This window comes from Halopseudomonas sp. 4NH20-0008 (assembly GCF_057548395.1).
Genome location: NZ_BAAJMD010000004.1, coordinates 62,979 through 79,245 on the forward strand (window position 1 = coordinate 62,979; position 16,267 = coordinate 79,245).

Consider the following 16,267-nt stretch of genomic DNA (forward strand, 5'->3'; position numbering starts at 1 on the left):
TATACTTGGCCTATTATGTAACGAACGCTGTCTCGCATTGAGTCAATCAAACCTATCGAAGGATGATGCTGCGATGAACCTGAGTAAAGTCGATCTAAACCTGTTCATTGTGTTTGATGCCATTTATACCGAAGCCAACCTGACCCGCGCCGGACAGATTGTTGGCATCACCCAGCCCGCTGTCAGTAATGCCCTGGCCCGCCTGCGTGAAACCTTCAACGATCCGCTGTTTGTCCGTACCGCGCAGGGCATGGTGCCCACGCCCATGGCGCAGAACATCATCACACCGGTGCGCAGTGCACTGCAGTTGTTGCGCGTATCCGTTCAGGAAAGCCGCAGCTTCAATCCGGAGCAGGCCACCAAAACTTACCGTATCAGCATGACCGACCTCAATGAAGCCGTGATCCTGCCGCACCTGGCGGCGCGTATTCGACGCATGGCCCCCAACATTAAGATAGACAGCTTTCTTACCCGACGCCGGGAAACCACCAAGGAACTGGCTGCTGGGCGCCTGGATTTTGCCATCGATGCGCCGTTGAATACCGATACCCAGGTACGTCACGTCAAACTTTTCGAAGACCGTGGGGTCTGCGTCATGCGCCGGGATCATCCGCTGGCGAGCAAAGGCAAGATCACCCTGGACGATTATCTTGCCCAGTCGCACATTCATATTTCCAGCCGTCGCAATGGCCTGGGACATGTGGATCTGGCGCTTGGCAAGATTGGCCTGCAGCGCAAGGTGGTGATGCGCTCGCAGCATTACCAGATGGCCCCACTGGTGCTCGATTCAACCGATCTGGTCATGACCGTGCATGAGCGCTTTGCCCGGCGGCACAACCTGCATTTCGTGCAACTGCCAATTGATGACGTACCACCGATTGAAACCCACCTGTTCTGGCACGAAAGTACCGATCAGGATCCAGCCAACCGCTGGATGCGTGAGCAGATCATCGAGCTGTCGCAACTGGTCGAGCGCCGTACCCTGAAAGAACGCGAAGCCGCGCAGTCCTGATAACTATGGGCGGGCAGTTACCCGCCTTTTACCAACCTCTTCTGCTCTCTCCAACCTGCCTGGCTTGACAGAATGGCGCCTGCAGCCTTACGTTAACGTAAAGGTAAAGCACAAGGCGCCGCATGATCATGTCGACTTACTCAATATCTGACTTGGCCCGGGAGCTGGATATCACCACCCGGGCAATTCGCTTTTATGAAGAACAGGGGCTGCTGTCACCTCAGCGCCGGGGTAACGAACGCATCTATTCCGCACGTGACCGCGTCACCCTCAAACTGATTCTGCGTGGCAAGCGTATCGGCTTTTCTTTGGCCGAATGCCGCGACCTGATCTGCCTCTATGACCCTTCTGGAGGTAATCAGCGCCAACTGACCAGCATGCTGAACAAGATCGCCGAACGCCGTGCTCAACTGGACCAGCAGCTACTCGATATCCAGCAGATGCAGATCGAACTGGATACCGCCGAGGAGCGCTGCCAGGCCGCCCTTCTGTCAACCCGGCCAGACCAGCAACAGCCCGCCTGACGGGCGCCCACACAATAACAACAGGCAGGTGATGACATGCATTACACCTCTTTGAACTTTGCCCTCGGTGAGACCATCGACATGCTGCGCGACCAGGTCAGCGCCTTTGTCCGCACCGAACTGGCCCCGTTGGCAGCCGGGATTGATCGGGACAACCAGTTCCCGCAGGGCATGTGGACGCGCTTCGGCGATCTGGGCTTACTCGGCATCACGGTGCCCGACGAGCTGGGCGGCTCCGGGCTCGGCTACCTGGCCCATGTGATCGCCATGGAAGAAATCAGTCGTGCCTCGGCCTCGGTGGGGCTGTCCTACGGTGCCCACTCCAACCTCTGCGTCAACCAGATCAACCGCAACGGCAGTGCCGAACAGAAGGTCCGCTATCTGCCCAAACTGCTGAGCGGCGAGCATGTTGGTGCCCTGGCCATGAGCGAACCCAATGCCGGCTCCGATGTCGTCAGCATGAAATTGCGTGCCGAGCAGCACGGCGACTGCTTTGTTCTGAACGGCAGCAAAATGTGGATTACCAATGGACCGGACGCCGATGTCTACGTGATCTATGCCAAGACTGCGCCAGAGCTGGGACCACATGGCATTACCGCCTTTCTGGTCGAACGCAACTGGCCCGGCTTTTCCCGCGGCCCCAAGCTCGACAAATTGGGTATGCGCGGTTCAAACACCTGTGAACTGATTTTTGAGAACGTCAGCGTACCGGCTGAGAACGTGCTGGGCGGACTCCATTCAGGGGTCAAGGTGCTGATGAGCGGCCTGGACTATGAACGCGTGGTACTGGCTGGTGGCCCGGTGGGCATCATGCAGGCCTGCATGGATGTAGTTGTCCCCTATATCCATGATCGCAAACAGTTCGGCCAAAGCATTGGCGAGTTCCAGCTGATCCAGGGCAAGGTGGCCGACATGTACACCCAACTGAATGCCAGCCGCGCTTACCTGTATGCCGTGGCCCAGGCCTGCGATCGCGGTGAAGCGACTCGCAAGGATGCTGCCGGGGTGATTCTCTACACCGCCGAACGCGCCACGCAAATGGCCCTGGATACCATCCAGATTCTCGGCGGCAACGGTTACATCAACGACTACCCCGCCGGCCGCCTGCTGCGCGACGCCAAGCTCTATGAAATCGGCGCCGGCACCAGTGAGATCCGACGCATGCTGATCGGGCGGGAGTTGTTTAATGAAACGCGGTAAACAAGCTGGAAGCTTGAAGCTGAAAGCTGGAAGCAGCTCGGGGTTTTCTTCCAGCTTCAAGCTTCCAGCTTCTAGCTCAGGAGGATTGCAATGAGCATTCTCACTACACAGGTTCATTCGACCTCCGCTGAATTCAAGACCAACAGCGATGCCATGCGCCAGCTGGTCGATGAGCTGCGGCAGTTACTCGGCAAGGTGTCTGAAGGGGGTGGTGCGGTCGCGCAGGAGCGGCATGTGTCGCGAGGCAAGCTGTTGCCGCGCCAGCGGATTGATAGGCTGCTGGATGCTGGCTCGGCCTTTCTGGAAATTGCAGCCTTGGCCGCCCATGAGGTGTATGGCGAGGCCGTACCGGCAGCCGGGATCATTGCTGGCATTGGCCGGGTTGAGGGTGTGGAGTGCATGATTGTCGCCAACGATGCGACGGTCAAAGGCGGTTCCTACTACCCGTTGACGGTGAAGAAACACCTGCGCGCCCAGGCCATTGCCGAACAGAACCGACTGCCGTGCATTTATCTGGTCGACTCCGGCGGCGCCAATTTACCCAGTCAGGATGAGGTATTCCCGGATCGCGAGCACTTTGGGCGGATATTCTTCAATCAGGCCAACATGAGTGCCAAGGGTATTCCCCAGATCGCCGTGGTTATGGGTTCCTGTACGGCAGGCGGGGCCTATGTCCCGGCCATGGCCGATGAAGCCATCATGGTTGCCAATCAGGCGACCATCTTTCTCGCCGGGCCACCGCTGGTGCGGGCCGCTACCGGCGAGATCATCAGCGCTGAAGCCCTGGGTGGTGCCGATGTGCATTGCAAGGTCAGCGGTGTGGCCGACCATTATGCCGAGAATGACGAGCAGGCCCTGGCCATGGCCCGACGCTGCGTTGCCAACCTGAACTGGCAGAAACTAGGCAGGCTGACACATCGCCCACCGCTGCCACCGCGCTATCCGGCCAGTGAACTCTACGGACTGATCCCGGCGGACCCCAAGCAACCCTACGATGTACGTGAAGTCATTGCTCGTCTGGTGGATGACTCGCTCTTTGACGAGTTCAAGGCACAGTATGGCAGCACCCTGGTCTGCGGTTTCGCCCACCTGCACGGCTACCCGGTAGCCATTCTCGCGAACAACGGCATTCTGTTCAGTGAGTCCGCGCAAAAAGGCGCGCACTTTATCGAGCTGGCCTGCCAGCGCGGCATTCCGCTGATCTTTCTGCAGAACATCACCGGTTTCATGGTCGGGCAAAAGTACGAAGCCGGTGGCATTGCCAAGCATGGCGCCAAATTGGTCACGGCGGTGGCCTGTGCTCAGGTACCCAAGTTCACAGTGATCATCGGCGGCAGCTTTGGCGCGGGTAATTACGGCATGTGTGGCCGTGCCTATGACCCGCGCTTTCTATGGATGTGGCCGAATGCAAGGATTTCCGTGATGGGCGGCGAACAGGCTGCCGGCGTGCTGGTTCAGGTCAAGCGTGAACAGGCCGAACGCAGTGGCGAGGAGTTCACCGAGGCGCAACAGGCGCAACTGCGTGAGCCGATTCTTGAGCAGTATGATCGCCAGGGACACCCCTACTACTCCAGTGCCCGGCTCTGGGACGACGGTGTAATTGATCCGGCAGAGACCCGCGAGGTCTTGGCCCTGGCGCTCTCCGCCGCCCTGAATGCCCCGATTGAACCCAGCCGGTTTGGGGTTTTCAGAATGTAAGCGGCGCGAAGCGCCGCGCTGGAAGCTGGAAGCTGGAAGCTGGAAGCTGGAAAAGCATGACCAATTGGCATGGAGTAACGGGTTTTTTTTAACTTCAAGCTTCAAGCTTCAAGCTTCAAGCCTCTAGCCAACTAATCACCACTTATCGAGAAACACATGTCCGACTTCAAAACCCTCGAACTCGACTACAGCGCCACCGGCATCGCCACCCTGTGGCTCAACCGGCCTGACAAGCACAATGCCTTTAACGCCGAGATGATCCGTGAGCTGCTGCTGGCCTTTGACGAGGTTGAGGCGCGGCCGGAATTGCGTTTCATGCTGCTGCGCGGGCGCGGCAAGCATTTTTGCGCGGGTGCTGATCTGGCCTGGATGCAGGACAGTGCCACACTGGATTACAACGCCAACCTGAACGATGCGCGCGAACTGGCCCAGGTCATGGCCAGCCTGCACCAGCTCAAGCTGCCCACCCTGGCAGTAGTCCAGGGCGCCGCCTTTGGCGGGGCGCTGGGCCTGATCAGTTGCTGTGATATGGCGATTGGCAGCGATGACAGTCTGTTCTGCCTGTCCGAGGTCAAGCTGGGCATCCTGCCGGCGGTCATCAGTCCTTATCTGGTCCAGGCCATGGGCGCACGAGCGGTGCGCCGCTTCGCCCTGACCGCCGAGCGCTTTGATGCGACACAAGCGCTGCAAATGGGTCTGCTGCAAGCTACCTACAGCAGCGCTGAACTGGAGCAGGCCGTCAGTGACTGGGCCAGCAATCTGCTGCTCAATGGCCCGGCGGCCATGCGTGCTACCAAGGCCCTGCTGCAGGAGGTCAAACAGGGCGAACTCAGCCCTGCCCTGCGCCGCTACACCGAAGCAGCCATTGCCCGCACCCGCGTAAGCCCGGAAGGCCAGGAAGGTTTGAATGCCTTTCTGCAAAAACGCCCACCCGCCTGGCAGTTAGTCACCGCCGGTACAGATTCCGATTGATGGGAGCGACCATGATCACACGCCTGCTGATTGCCAACCGTGGTGAAATTGCCTGCCGGATCATCCGCACCGCACGCCAGCTCGGTATAGAGACTGTCGCGGTGCATAGCGCCATAGACGCCCATGCGCTGCATGTCCGCGAAGCCGATAGGGCCATCAATCTGGGCGGTACCAAACCGGGTGACAGCTATCTGCGTGCTGATTTGATTCTATCTGCGGCCCAATCCAGTGGCGCCCAGGCCATTCATCCCGGCTATGGTTTTCTCTCGGAGAATGCCGCCTTCGCCCGCGCCTGCGCCGACCAGGGCCTGATCTTTATTGGTCCGCCGCCCGCCGCAATAGACGCCATGGGCAGCAAAGCGGCAGCCAAGGCGCTGATGGAACAGGCAGGGGTGCCTCTGGTGCCGGGCTACCATGGCGATGCGCAAGATACCGCCCGGTTTATTGCCGAAGCCGACAAGATCGGCTACCCGGTCCTGTTGAAAGCCGTTGCCGGCGGTGGCGGCAAGGGCATGAAAGTGGTCAATAGCCCAACCGAGATGGCCGATGCACTGGCCTCGGCACAGCGCGAGGCAAAGGCGGCCTTTGGCGATGGCCGAATGCTGGTCGAGCGCTATCTGGCCCGCCCAAGGCATATCGAAATCCAGATCTTTGCCGACCAGCACGGCCACTGCATTCATCTGAACGAACGTGACTGCTCGATTCAGCGTCGGCATCAGAAGGTCATCGAAGAGGCCCCTGCCCCCGGACTGAGCACCGCGTTGCGTCAACGCATGGGTGAGGCAGCCGTGCGGGCAGCTCAGGCCATCAACTATGTGGGTGCCGGCACGGTCGAGTTTCTGCTGGATGAGCAGCAACGCTTCTACTTCATGGAGATGAACACCCGCTTGCAGGTCGAGCATCCCGTCACCGAGGCCATTACCGGCGTCGATCTGGTCGCCTGGCAACTACGAGTAGCCGAGGGCAATCCGCTACCCTTTAACCAGCAACAGGTACCGCTGAACGGCCATGCCATTGAGGCCCGTCTGTATGCCGAGAACCCGGAGCAGGATTTCATGCCTGCCAGTGGCCAGCTTGCCGTGTTTCAGCTACCTGAACTGCGCAGCGGCCAAAGGGTCGATAGCGGTATCAGCGAGGGCGAACAGGTGTCGCCCTTCTATGATCCGATGCTGGCCAAGCTGATTGCCTGGGGGGAGACCCGTGAAGCAGCGCGACTGAACCTGCTCGAGCTGCTGCGCAACACCCAAGCGGCCGGAATCGAAACCAACCTGGGTTTTGCCCAACGCATCATGCAGCACCCGGCCTTTATCGCTGGCGAGGTGGATACCGGTTTTATTCCACGCCACGCCGAACGGCTCTTGCCTGGCATACCGGAACTGGATCTGCGCTTCTGGCAACTGGCTGGCTGCGCCTGGTTGCTCAGTCTGCCAGGCCAGAATCCAACGGCGGACCCCTATAGTCCCTGGGCTGAACCTACAGGCTGGCGCTCCGCTGCAGCACCCGCTTTCAGCTTGCATCTGAGCTGCACTGGGCAGCACAGGGTGCTGACCAACCTGCCCTTGGCTGCGTGCAGCCTGGACCACAACAAGGGCTGTCTGAACGGTCAACTTGATGGTGTGAACCAGCAGCTGCCTTTTGCCCGCCGTGGCACCTCGCTGTTTTTGCAATGGCAGGGGTACTGGCACAGGATTGAAGCCTTTGACCCATTGGGTATTACAGACAAAAACAGGCAGGATGCCGGTGGCCTGCAGGCGCCCATGAACGGCAGCATTGTCAGAGTGCTGGTTAATCCCGGCGACCAGGTCGAGGCCGGCAGCCTGTTACTGGTGGTCGAAGCCATGAAAATGGAACACGCCATCCGCGCGCCGCAGGCGGGTCTGGTCACGGCACTGCGGTGCGCCGAAGGCGATATGGTCAGCGAAGGCCAGTTGCTGATTGATCTTGAGCCACAAAAACCGGAAGCTTGAATCCCTGCGATAAGTAATTGAGTAACGAAGCCCATGTCCAATTCCCTCCCCGCCGCCGTCCGCCTGGTTGAAGTGGGCCCGCGCGACGGCCTGCAGAATGAACAGCAACCCATCAGCGTGGCAGACAAGGTCAGGCTGGTTGATGACCTGTCAGCCGCCGGATTGCAGCACATTGAAGTCGGCAGTTTCGTCTCGCCAACCTGGGTACCGCAGATGGCGGGCTCGGCCGATGTCTTTGCCGGTATCCAGCGTATGCCCAGGGTCAGCTATTCAGCATTAACACCGAATATCAAAGGCTTGCATGCGGCTCTTGAAGCCAATGTTAAAGAAGTGGCGGTGTTTGCCGCGGCCTCGGAAGCCTTCTCCCAACGCAATATCAACTGCTCGATCGCCCAGAGCATAGAGCGTTTTGCGCCCGTACTCGAGGCGGCACAGGCTGCTGGACTGAAAGTACGCGGGTATATTTCCTGCGTACTGGGCTGCCCCTATGACGGTGATATCAGCGCCGAGCAGGTCGCCCATATCGCTGGCGAGTTGTATGCCATGGGCTGCTATGAGGTGTCACTGGGCGACACCATAGGTACTGGTACTCCGGGTGCGACCCGCAAGCTGATTGACGCCTGCGCGCGGCAGGTGCCACGTGAGCATTTGGCTGGACACTTCCATGACACCTTCGGTCAGGCATTGGCCAACATCTACGCCAGCCTGCTTGAGGGTGTTTCGGTCTTCGATGCCTCCGTAGCCGGGCTCGGTGGCTGCCCCTATGCCAAGGGCGCCACGGGTAATGTGGCCACTGAGGACGTGCTTTACATGCTGAACGGGATGGGCATTGAAAGCGGAATTGATCTGGATCGACTGATTGATGCCGGCGCAAGGATCAGCCGAGTGATTGGCCGGGAGAATGGCTCAAGGGTGGCGCGGGCCAGATTGGCAGCTCGCTAGTTACCTGCTTCTCGGTTTACGGCTTCGCTTTCGCGGCGGGGCCGCCGCTCCTACCAAGGCATGCCTCAACTTCAGGTGGGAGCGGCGGCCCTGCCGCGAAGGTCACAGGTCACTCTTAACCAGCAGAAACCCGAACCTTCTCCTCAACAACCTCCCGTATCAAATTGTTTTTATTCAATAAGTCTTTAGCCAACTCACCCAGCGTCCTCACTGCGCGCTCAGTCTCCTGACTCCAGGGGACCCCGCAGTTCAGTCGCAGACAGTGATTGAACTGGTCCGAGTTACTGAACACGGTACCAGGCGCGATACTGATGCCCTGCTCCAGGGCTTGATTAAACAGCATCTGCGCATCCAGTCCACCCGGCAGGCTTACCCACAACAGAAAGCCACCTTTGGGTCGAGTAAATTGCGTACCCTCGGGAAAATAATGCTGCACCGCCAATTGGAACTGGCTTAGATTGCGCCGATAGGCCTCTCGGATGTAACGCAGGTGACGGTCATACCCACCATTTTCCAGATAGGCCGCCATGGCCATCTGGCTGACACTGCTGGCGGACATGGTGGTAAAGGTCTGCAGCTTTTCTATTGCATCCTGGTACTTGCCGGCCACTACCCAGCCAATGCGTACGCCGGGCGAAATGGTTTTTGAAAAACTCGAGCAGTACAAAACGTTATCGTTGAGATCGAAAGCTTTCAAGGCACGCGATTGCCCTGACTCGAACACCAGCTCACCATAAATATCATCTTCAACAATCGGGATGTCGTGCGCTGCCATCAGCTCGAGCAGTGCACGCTGGCGCGAGACCGTCATGGTCGCGCCCATGGGATTGCCGCAACGTGCGGTCATCACCAGCGCCTTGATCGGCCATTTCTCTGACGCTGCCGTCAGCGATTCAAGGCTGATGCCGCTGTCCGGGTCGGTAGGGATTTCAATTACCTGCAATTCCAGCAGTTCACACAGCTGCAACAGCCCGTAGTAGCCTGGCGACTCAGTGGCAATCAGATCACCCGGTTTGGTCAGCGCACGCAGGCACAGCTGCAATGCCTCGACACAGCCATTGGTGATCACCACCTCAGCCGGTTCAACCCTTGCTCCAGCATCACGCATGCGAATCGCTACCTGTCGTCGCAACGGCTCGAAACCAGGGCTGAAAATATAGCTGTAAGCCTTGCGCCCATGAAAGCGCGTGACCTTGCTCATCTGCTGATGTAACGCACGCAGCGGCAAGTAATCACTTGAGGGCACCGCCGCCCCCAGCGGCATCACGCCCTCGCGACGGGATTGGCGCAAAATCTCGCTGATGATGCCGCTGCGGGTCACCGTATGGGGTGGCTGCACCTCGGCAATGGCTGGCTTTGGTGCGGTCAACAAAGGGCTTTCATGGACGTAGTAACCCGATTGCGGTCGCGCCCGAATCAGCCCCTGATCCTCCAGCGTGGCATAGGCATGCAGCACAGTGGCGTGGCTAACGCCCTTTTGCAGGCTCAACTTGCGTACCGAAGGCACGCGCTCACCGGGCCGATAAAACCCCTTGTGGATATCTTCAGCCAATTGATGCGCGATCTGCTGGTACAAAAGACGGCTCATGAACGCTCTCCGAGACCCCCGGTCGATGATTGTCGACAGCAAAGGGGCTGTCAAACCAACAGACTAGGATAACAGCGCAGGAAAGCGTCAGGATGCAACAGCAAGCAGAACAAACTGTTCTGCTTGCTGACATATCACTCCATGACAGGGACGGGCGAGATCTCCGCTTCAACCGGAGCAAACTGCTCGGACCAGATATCGCGGTACTTGTTCAACAAACGACGCGGCTCACCACGGTTGGTCAGATCGAGCATGGATTGCGACAGTATGGCTCGCAGTTCCGGCGAGTTGCAGGCCGAATTGTGCGACAAGGTGAAGTACAGATATTCGTTGATCAGCGAACCATCGACAACTTCCAGTTGATCCTCAAAACCCAATTGTTCAGCCAGCGCAAGACCTTGATAACGCTCATAGATCACATAATCGACGCGACCACGCAGCAAGGTGCGAAATGACTGTTCCACCGAGGGCACCTGCTCAATACGCAGATGATCACGGGCAAAGGTATCGAAGGCCTGACCAAAACTGTTGTTTACCAGAGTACTGCCACGCTTGTCCCTGAGGTCGTCCCAGCCACTGTAGGGAAACAGCTCTCCCCGCTTTACAAAGATAACACTGGGCACTTCAACATAGGGCGGATGAATGTAATCCATGTAGGACAGACGATCGCGGGTGAGAAAGGCGCCGGCCAGCATATCCACCCGGCCACTGCGAACCTCCTGCTGGGCGCGCGACCAGGGACCTACGTTCAGCACCTCGGCAGTGACACCGGTATCCTCAAGCGCCATATTGAGTAGCTCAACGGCAGCCCCCTTGAGCAGCTTTTCATTGTCCGGGTCTACCCAGAGGATGGGCGGATACTGAGCATTACCCGTCACGACAATGCGCTCACACAGTCCTGTTGCAGCCTGAACATTCAGGCTCAACAGCAGTGAAATCAGCGTTAGGGCAAAGCACCGAATCGATGCTGGGTGACAACCTCTCATCAGGCTTCCTTCTGAACAGATGAATACATTGCATTAACCGCAGTATAGACGCATTAAAGCTGATTGCTCGGGTTTTCCAAAGGGTTGGCCAACGCACCGCTATGAAAGCGAAATTCAAGATCAGGCGCCTGTATGGCCTGCGCCTCATGCTCGGCAAAAAAAGCAATACGCTGGTCAATGGGTTGGTCGGCATACTGGCGTGCGAGGTTCAAATAATCCTGATAGTGCCGTGCTTCGGATTTCAGCAGTGAACGATAGAAATCCGCCAATTCCTCATCCAGACAGGGTGCCAGGCTTGCAAACCGCTCGCAGGAACGGGCCTCGATAAAGGCACCAATGATCAGCGTGTCAATCAGCCGGCCAGGCTCGGTGGTTCTGACATGCTGACGCAAGCGCTGCGCATACTGGCTGGCCGACAGACCACGATAGACCACTCCACGTTTGTGCATCAGCGCGGTGACCTGTTCGAAGTGACGCAACTCTTCGCGCGCCAGCCTCGACATTTTTTGCAGTAACTGGGGCTTGTCGATATACCGGAACATCAGATTCAGCGCGGTGGAGGCGGCCTTTTTCTCGCAGTTGGCATGGTCGATCAGCAGCTCTTCAGGATGCTGCAGTGCTTGTTCCAGCCATTTCTGGGGCGTTCTGCAGGGTAAAAAGTCAATCAACTCTTGCGGCAAGGACATGCTGGGCTTTCCATTACTTGATATGAAATTCTAACGCGATTATAGGGTTAAGCCTGTTGTTTGAGCCAACCCTTCACTTGCAGGTTGATCCATATCAAAGGTAATTTGCCAGGATTCAGCTAGATTGTAGGTAGAAACCAATAGCGGCCATGGGCTGCATAAAAGGAGATTGCCATGCAAGCCATAAAACGCATCCTGGTCATTATTGACCCGACACAATCCACGCATGTTGCCCTTGGGCGCGCCAAGCTGATCGCCGGTGTTATCGAATCCGAACTGCACCTGCTGGTCTGCGAAGACCGCCATGACTACCTCCCGGTCCTGAACGAGCTGTCAACTGAACTGCGTGCCAGTGGCTTCAAGGCTGAGTGCAGCCAGCAATGGAAAGGCAGCATGACTGACACCGTGGTGCACGTGGTTAGCAGCCAGGGCTGCGGTCTGGTTGTCAAACAGCACCTGCCTGACAATCCGTTGAAAAAAGCCCTGCTGACCCCGGATGACTGGAAGTTGCTGCGTCATTGCCCGGCTCCGGTTCTGCTGGTCAAGGGCTCCGATAGCTGGATGAAAGGTGCTGTTCTGGCAGCGGTTGATGTGGGTAACCATGACGATCAGCATCACGTACTGCATGACACCATCGTTAGCCATGCTGGCGATATTGTCGACATGATCAATGGCCAACTGCACATCGTCAGTGCCCATCCGGCCCCGATGCTGTCTTCAGCCGATCCGGTTTTCCAGGTCCGTGAAAACATTGCTGCACGCTACCGGGATCAAGCTGCGGCCTATATTGCCCAGTTTTCACTGCCACAGGATCAGATTCATATCGACGAAGGCCCTGCCGATACGCTGATCCCCAGGGTAGCCCGGCAGATTGCTGCAAGCGTCACGGTGATTGGCACCGTTGCCCGCAAAGGCATTGCCGGCGCCCTGATTGGCAACACGGCCGAGGTTATTCTTGACCAGCTCGACTCGGACATTCTGGTATTGAAGCCGGAAGACACTATGGCGCATCTGGAACAGGTACTGGAAAAATAAACCTTAAGGGGCGAGTGGATCAGTTGACCTGCTCGCCCTGCGGCAGCATGTGCCGCTGATAATACGCCTGAGAGACGGCAAAGAACTGTTGATCCAGCTCCTCCCTCACCTGTTTCAAGGATTTTGTGGCCTGCTCTGGGCGCAGCCTCAACCCCATCTGCGTCAGCGCATCTAGGTCCACGGCACGCAACAAGGCTCGATGCGCAAGCAGCATGACGGGCATGTCTTGCGGCAGTCCGGGGGATAGCTGCGTCAATCTCTGCCGCAAGGTCAAGACCGAGAGCACCTCAATGCGTTCATGCAAGAGGGGTTCAAGCAATTGCCTCAGCCGTTGCCAGACGGCCGCACGTTGAGGCTGAGTCAGCGCATTCCAGGCAATGATTTCCTGACTGAAGCGCTTGCACCCTCGGCATACCTGATCACCATAAACGGTAGAACAGAGTCCAACGCAGGGTGTGGTGTCGGTGAAAGATTGTCTGTGCATGCGCTGTTCCATGGGCAGAGAACTGGATAGATTAAACTAAGGTGCTGTTCCGCGCAGCCAACTGCAACAGCCTGCATGGATACAAGACTAAGGTCAAAGGCCGGCGCTGCTTAACTTTAGCCCTCGCTTGCTGTAGAATCGCCTCGCCGTCAGGGCTGTGTGTCAGGCGATTGCCCGCAACTCCGTTTGTATCTGTTCCAACTAACTGGCCAGTTACCGGATGCCCGCCGCCAGCAACATCAAGACACCTGCACCCAACCTTGTAGCCGGCATGCAGGGGAAGCACTGAATAACTCCCTTATTATTCAAGATGCTTATTCAGTGCTTCCCTGGTCCGTGAGGATGACCGTTCCGCCACAAGCAGAACAGACTGATGAGGGTAATTATTGTGCTTGAAGCCTATCGCAAACACGTAGAAGAGCGCGCAGCACAGGGCATCGTGCCCCAGCCGCTGAACGCCGAACAAACCGCCGGTCTGGTTGACCTGCTGAAAAACCCACCTGCTGGCGAACAAGAGTTCCTGCTCGACCTGCTGACCAACCGCGTACCGCCGGGCGTTGACGAAGCTGCCTACGTCAAGGCTGGCTTCCTGGCTGCCGTGGCCAAGGGCGAAGTCACCTCTCCGTTGCTGACCAAATTACGCGCGGTTGAGCTGCTCGGCACCATGCAGGGCGGTTACAACATCGTCACTCTGGTCGAACTGCTCGACAATGACGAGCTGGCTGCCGCTGCCGCCAAGGAACTCAAGCACACCCTGCTGATGTTTGATGCTTTCCATGACGTAGCCGACCGCGCGAAAAAGGGCAATGCCCAGGCCAAGGCTGTATTGCAGTCCTGGGCCGATGGCGAGTGGTTCACTAACCGTCCTGCGGTTGCCGAGAAAGTCAGCCTGAGCGTGTTCAAGGTCCCCGGCGAAACCAACACCGACGACCTGTCACCCGCACCGGATGCCTGGTCACGCCCTGATATCCCGCTGCACGCCCTGGCCATGCTGAAAATGGCCCGTGACGGCATCGTGCCGGACGAGCAAGGCGCCATCGGCCCGCTGAAGATGATCGAAGAAGTCAAAGCCAAAGGCTTTCCGGTCGCCTACGTCGGTGACGTGGTAGGTACCGGCTCCTCGCGCAAATCAGCGACCAACTCGGTACTCTGGTTCTTCGGCGACGACATCCCTTACGTGCCGAACAAGCGCGCTGGCGGTTTCTGCTTCGGTAACAAGATCGCTCCTATCTTCTACAACACCATGGAAGATGCCGGCGCTCTGCCGATCGAGTTCGACGTCAACGAAATCAACACCGGCGACGTGATCGACCTGTACGTGTACGAAGGCAAGGTTTGCAAGCACGGTACTGACGATGTCATCACCACCTTCGAACTCAAGACCCAGGTTCTGCTCGACGAAGTACGCGCCGGTGGCCGTATTCCGCTGATCATTGGTCGTGGTCTGACCGACAAGGCTCGCACCGAACTCGGCATGGGTCCATCCGACCTGTTCCGCAAGCCCGATGTACCTGCCGCCAGCACCAAGGGCTTTACCCTGGCGCAGAAGATGGTCGGCAAGGCCTGTGGCGTCGAAGGCGTTCGCCCTGGCACCTATTGCGAACCGAAGATGACCACCGTGGGCTCCCAGGACACCACTGGTCCGATGACCCGTGACGAGCTGAAAGACCTGGCTTGCCTGGGCTTCTCAGCCGACCTGGTCATGCAGTCCTTCTGCCACACTGCGGCTTACCCCAAGCCCATCGATGTGACCACCCACCACACCCTGCCTGACTTCATCCACAACCGCGGTGGTGTTGCCCTGCGCCCTGGCGACGGCATCATCCACAGCTGGCTGAACCGCATGCTGCTGCCCGATACCGTTGGTACCGGTGGTGACTCACACACCCGATTCCCCATGGGCATTTCCTTCCCGGCCGGTTCCGGTCTGGTTGCCTTTGCCGCTGCCACCGGTGTAATGCCGCTGGATATGCCGGAATCGGTTCTGGTGCGCTTCAAGGGTGAAATGCAGCCCGGTATCACCCTGCGTGATCTGGTCCATGCGATCCCCTACTACGCCATCCAGGAAGGTCTTCTGACCGTCGAGAAGAAAGGCAAGAAGAACATCTTCTCCGGCCGTATTCTCGAGATCGAAGGTCTGGATCACCTGACTGCCGAGCAGGCATTCGAGCTGTCCGACGCCTCTGCTGAACGCTCCGCTGCCGGTTGTACCATCAACCTGAGCGAAGAGTCGGTTGCCGAGTACCTGAAGTCCAACATCGTCCTGCTGCGCTGGATGATTGCCAACGGTTATCAGGACCCACGCACCCTGGAGCGTCGCGCCCAGGCCATGGAAGCCTGGCTGGCCGATCCCAAGCTGATGAAGGCAGACGCCGACGCCGAATATGCCGCTGTGATCGAAATCGATCTGGCCGACATTAAAGAACCGGTTCTGTGTGCGCCGAACGATCCGGACGATGCCCGACTGCTGTCCCAGGTCGCCGGCGAGAAAATCGACGAAGTGTTCATCGGTTCGTGCATGACCAACATCGGTCACTTCCGCGCGGCTGGCAAACTGCTGGAGAAGAACAAGGGTGCCCTGCCGACCCGTCTGTGGCTGGCTCCGCCAACCAAGATGGATCAGTTCCAGCTGACCGAAGAAGGCTATTACGGCATCTACGGCAAGGCTGGCGCACGCATGGAAATGCCCGGCTGCTCGCTGTGCATGGGTAACCAGGCTCGCGTGGCTGCCAAGTCCACCGTGGTCTCCACATCCACGCGGAACTTCCCGAACCGCCTGGGCGATGGTGCCGATGTGTTCCTGGCCTCTGCCGAGCTGGCTTCGGTTGCTTCGATCCTGGGTCGCCTGCCGACCGTTGAGGAATACATGGGCTACGCGGCCGAGCTGAACAGCATGTCCGCCGATATCTATCGCTACATGAACTTCAACGAAATCGAGTCCTATCAGAAAGCCGCAGCGTCCATCCCGGTCGCCCAGCTCTGATCGTCTGACCCGAAACTAGAAACCGCCATCCAGGCAACTGGATGGCGGTTTTTTTTATGTCGCGCTGTAATGCTTGTTGCTGGGCGCATGGTGATCACATCTATGGGGGCTCGGAACGCGCTTGTGCATCAAGGATGGTCAGGCAGGTCTGCAACGCGGATCTGCAAGGCGGTGTGACGAGCGGCTATCC

At 58.2% G+C, this 16,267-nt stretch carries 13 protein-coding genes; 9 read left to right on the forward strand and 4 right to left on the reverse strand.

Annotated features, from left to right (window positions below; genetic code table 11):
• Positions 1 to 73: 73 nt before the first annotated feature.
• From AC27HQ_RS05525 to AC27HQ_RS05555, 7 genes are all read left to right on the forward strand, one after another.
• Positions 74 to 1,012, forward strand: a complete 939-nt coding sequence (locus AC27HQ_RS05525; protein WP_487155084.1) for a LysR family transcriptional regulator — start codon at positions 74 to 76, stop codon at positions 1,010 to 1,012.
• 122 nt (positions 1,013 to 1,134) lie between these two features.
• Positions 1,135 to 1,536, forward strand: coding sequence for a MerR family transcriptional regulator (locus tag AC27HQ_RS05530; protein ID WP_487155085.1), 402 nt, complete (start codon positions 1,135 to 1,137; stop codon positions 1,534 to 1,536).
• Between the two features lie 36 nt (positions 1,537 to 1,572).
• A complete protein-coding gene (locus tag AC27HQ_RS05535; protein WP_487155086.1) occupies positions 1,573 to 2,736 on the forward strand; it encodes an isovaleryl-CoA dehydrogenase in 1,164 nt (387 codons plus the stop codon).
• A gap of 90 nt (positions 2,737 to 2,826) precedes the next feature.
• Complete coding sequence (locus AC27HQ_RS05540; protein ID WP_487155087.1) at positions 2,827 to 4,434, forward strand: carboxyl transferase domain-containing protein; 1,608 nt, start codon at positions 2,827 to 2,829, stop codon at positions 4,432 to 4,434.
• A gap of 156 nt (positions 4,435 to 4,590) precedes the next feature.
• Positions 4,591 to 5,406, forward strand: a complete 816-nt coding sequence (locus AC27HQ_RS05545) for a gamma-carboxygeranoyl-CoA hydratase (protein ID WP_487155088.1) — start codon at positions 4,591 to 4,593, stop codon at positions 5,404 to 5,406.
• An 11-nt stretch (positions 5,407 to 5,417) separates the two neighbouring features.
• Positions 5,418 to 7,373: an acetyl/propionyl/methylcrotonyl-CoA carboxylase subunit alpha gene (locus AC27HQ_RS05550; protein ID WP_487155089.1), complete on the forward strand. Its 1,956-nt coding sequence runs from the start codon at positions 5,418 to 5,420 to the stop codon at positions 7,371 to 7,373.
• A gap of 33 nt (positions 7,374 to 7,406) precedes the next feature.
• Positions 7,407 to 8,315: a hydroxymethylglutaryl-CoA lyase gene (locus tag AC27HQ_RS05555; protein ID WP_487155090.1), complete on the forward strand. Its 909-nt coding sequence runs from the start codon at positions 7,407 to 7,409 to the stop codon at positions 8,313 to 8,315.
• A gap of 115 nt (positions 8,316 to 8,430) precedes the next feature.
• Here the strand turns inward: AC27HQ_RS05555 and AC27HQ_RS05560 are convergent, their stop codons facing one another.
• The 3 genes from AC27HQ_RS05560 to AC27HQ_RS05570 all read right to left on the reverse strand — a co-directional run bounded on the left by AC27HQ_RS05560 (position 8,431) and on the right by AC27HQ_RS05570 (position 11,575).
• Positions 8,431 to 9,903 carry an aminotransferase-like domain-containing protein gene (locus tag AC27HQ_RS05560; protein ID WP_487155092.1) on the reverse strand — a complete coding sequence of 491 codons (1,473 nt, stop codon included), beginning with the start codon at positions 9,901 to 9,903 and terminating at the stop codon, positions 8,431 to 8,433.
• Positions 9,904 to 10,037: 134 nt separating this feature from the next.
• Positions 10,038 to 10,889, reverse strand: coding sequence for a substrate-binding periplasmic protein (locus AC27HQ_RS05565; protein ID WP_487155094.1), 852 nt, complete (start codon positions 10,887 to 10,889; stop codon positions 10,038 to 10,040).
• A gap of 53 nt (positions 10,890 to 10,942) precedes the next feature.
• On the reverse strand, positions 10,943 to 11,575 hold the full coding sequence (locus AC27HQ_RS05570) for a MiaE family protein (protein WP_487155096.1): 633 nt from the start codon (positions 11,573 to 11,575) through the stop codon (positions 10,943 to 10,945).
• A gap of 174 nt (positions 11,576 to 11,749) precedes the next feature.
• Here AC27HQ_RS05570 and AC27HQ_RS05575 point away from each other — a divergent pair, with 174 nt between their 5' ends.
• A complete protein-coding gene (locus tag AC27HQ_RS05575) occupies positions 11,750 to 12,610 on the forward strand; it encodes a universal stress protein (protein ID WP_487155097.1) in 861 nt (286 codons plus the stop codon).
• Between the two features lie 19 nt (positions 12,611 to 12,629).
• Here AC27HQ_RS05575 and AC27HQ_RS05580 read toward each other — a convergent pair whose 3' ends face one another.
• On the reverse strand, positions 12,630 to 13,094 hold the full coding sequence (locus AC27HQ_RS05580; RefSeq protein ID WP_487155098.1) for a DUF1289 domain-containing protein: 465 nt from the start codon (positions 13,092 to 13,094) through the stop codon (positions 12,630 to 12,632).
• A 373-nt stretch (positions 13,095 to 13,467) separates the two neighbouring features.
• On the opposite strand from AC27HQ_RS05580, the gene acnB reads away from it, so the two are divergent.
• Positions 13,468 to 16,077 carry a bifunctional aconitate hydratase 2/2-methylisocitrate dehydratase gene (acnB, locus tag AC27HQ_RS05585; protein ID WP_487155099.1) on the forward strand — a complete coding sequence of 870 codons (2,610 nt, stop codon included), beginning with the start codon at positions 13,468 to 13,470 and terminating at the stop codon, positions 16,075 to 16,077.
• The last annotated feature ends 190 nt before the right edge of the window (positions 16,078 to 16,267 follow it).

Coding starts and splice junctions, on each gene's coding strand:
- AC27HQ_RS05525 (WP_487155084.1), top strand. CDS start 74: ATGAACCTGAGTAAAGTCGATCTAAACCTGTTCATTGTGTTTGATGCC.
- AC27HQ_RS05530 (WP_487155085.1), top strand. CDS start 1,135: ATGATCATGTCGACTTACTCAATATCTGACTTGGCCCGGGAGCTGGAT.
- AC27HQ_RS05535 (WP_487155086.1), top strand. CDS start 1,573: ATGCATTACACCTCTTTGAACTTTGCCCTCGGTGAGACCATCGACATG.
- AC27HQ_RS05540 (WP_487155087.1), top strand. CDS start 2,827: ATGAGCATTCTCACTACACAGGTTCATTCGACCTCCGCTGAATTCAAG.
- AC27HQ_RS05545 (WP_487155088.1), top strand. CDS start 4,591: ATGTCCGACTTCAAAACCCTCGAACTCGACTACAGCGCCACCGGCATC.
- AC27HQ_RS05550 (WP_487155089.1), top strand. CDS start 5,418: ATGATCACACGCCTGCTGATTGCCAACCGTGGTGAAATTGCCTGCCGG.
- AC27HQ_RS05555 (WP_487155090.1), top strand. CDS start 7,407: ATGTCCAATTCCCTCCCCGCCGCCGTCCGCCTGGTTGAAGTGGGCCCG.
- AC27HQ_RS05560 (WP_487155092.1), bottom strand. CDS start 9,903: ATGAGCCGTCTTTTGTACCAGCAGATCGCGCATCAATTGGCTGAAGAT.
- AC27HQ_RS05565 (WP_487155094.1), bottom strand. CDS start 10,889: ATGAGAGGTTGTCACCCAGCATCGATTCGGTGCTTTGCCCTAACGCTG.
- AC27HQ_RS05570 (WP_487155096.1), bottom strand. CDS start 11,575: ATGTCCTTGCCGCAAGAGTTGATTGACTTTTTACCCTGCAGAACGCCC.
- AC27HQ_RS05575 (WP_487155097.1), top strand. CDS start 11,750: ATGCAAGCCATAAAACGCATCCTGGTCATTATTGACCCGACACAATCC.
- AC27HQ_RS05580 (WP_487155098.1), bottom strand. CDS start 13,094: ATGCACAGACAATCTTTCACCGACACCACACCCTGCGTTGGACTCTGT.
- acnB (WP_487155099.1), top strand. CDS start 13,468: ATGAGGGTAATTATTGTGCTTGAAGCCTATCGCAAACACGTAGAAGAG.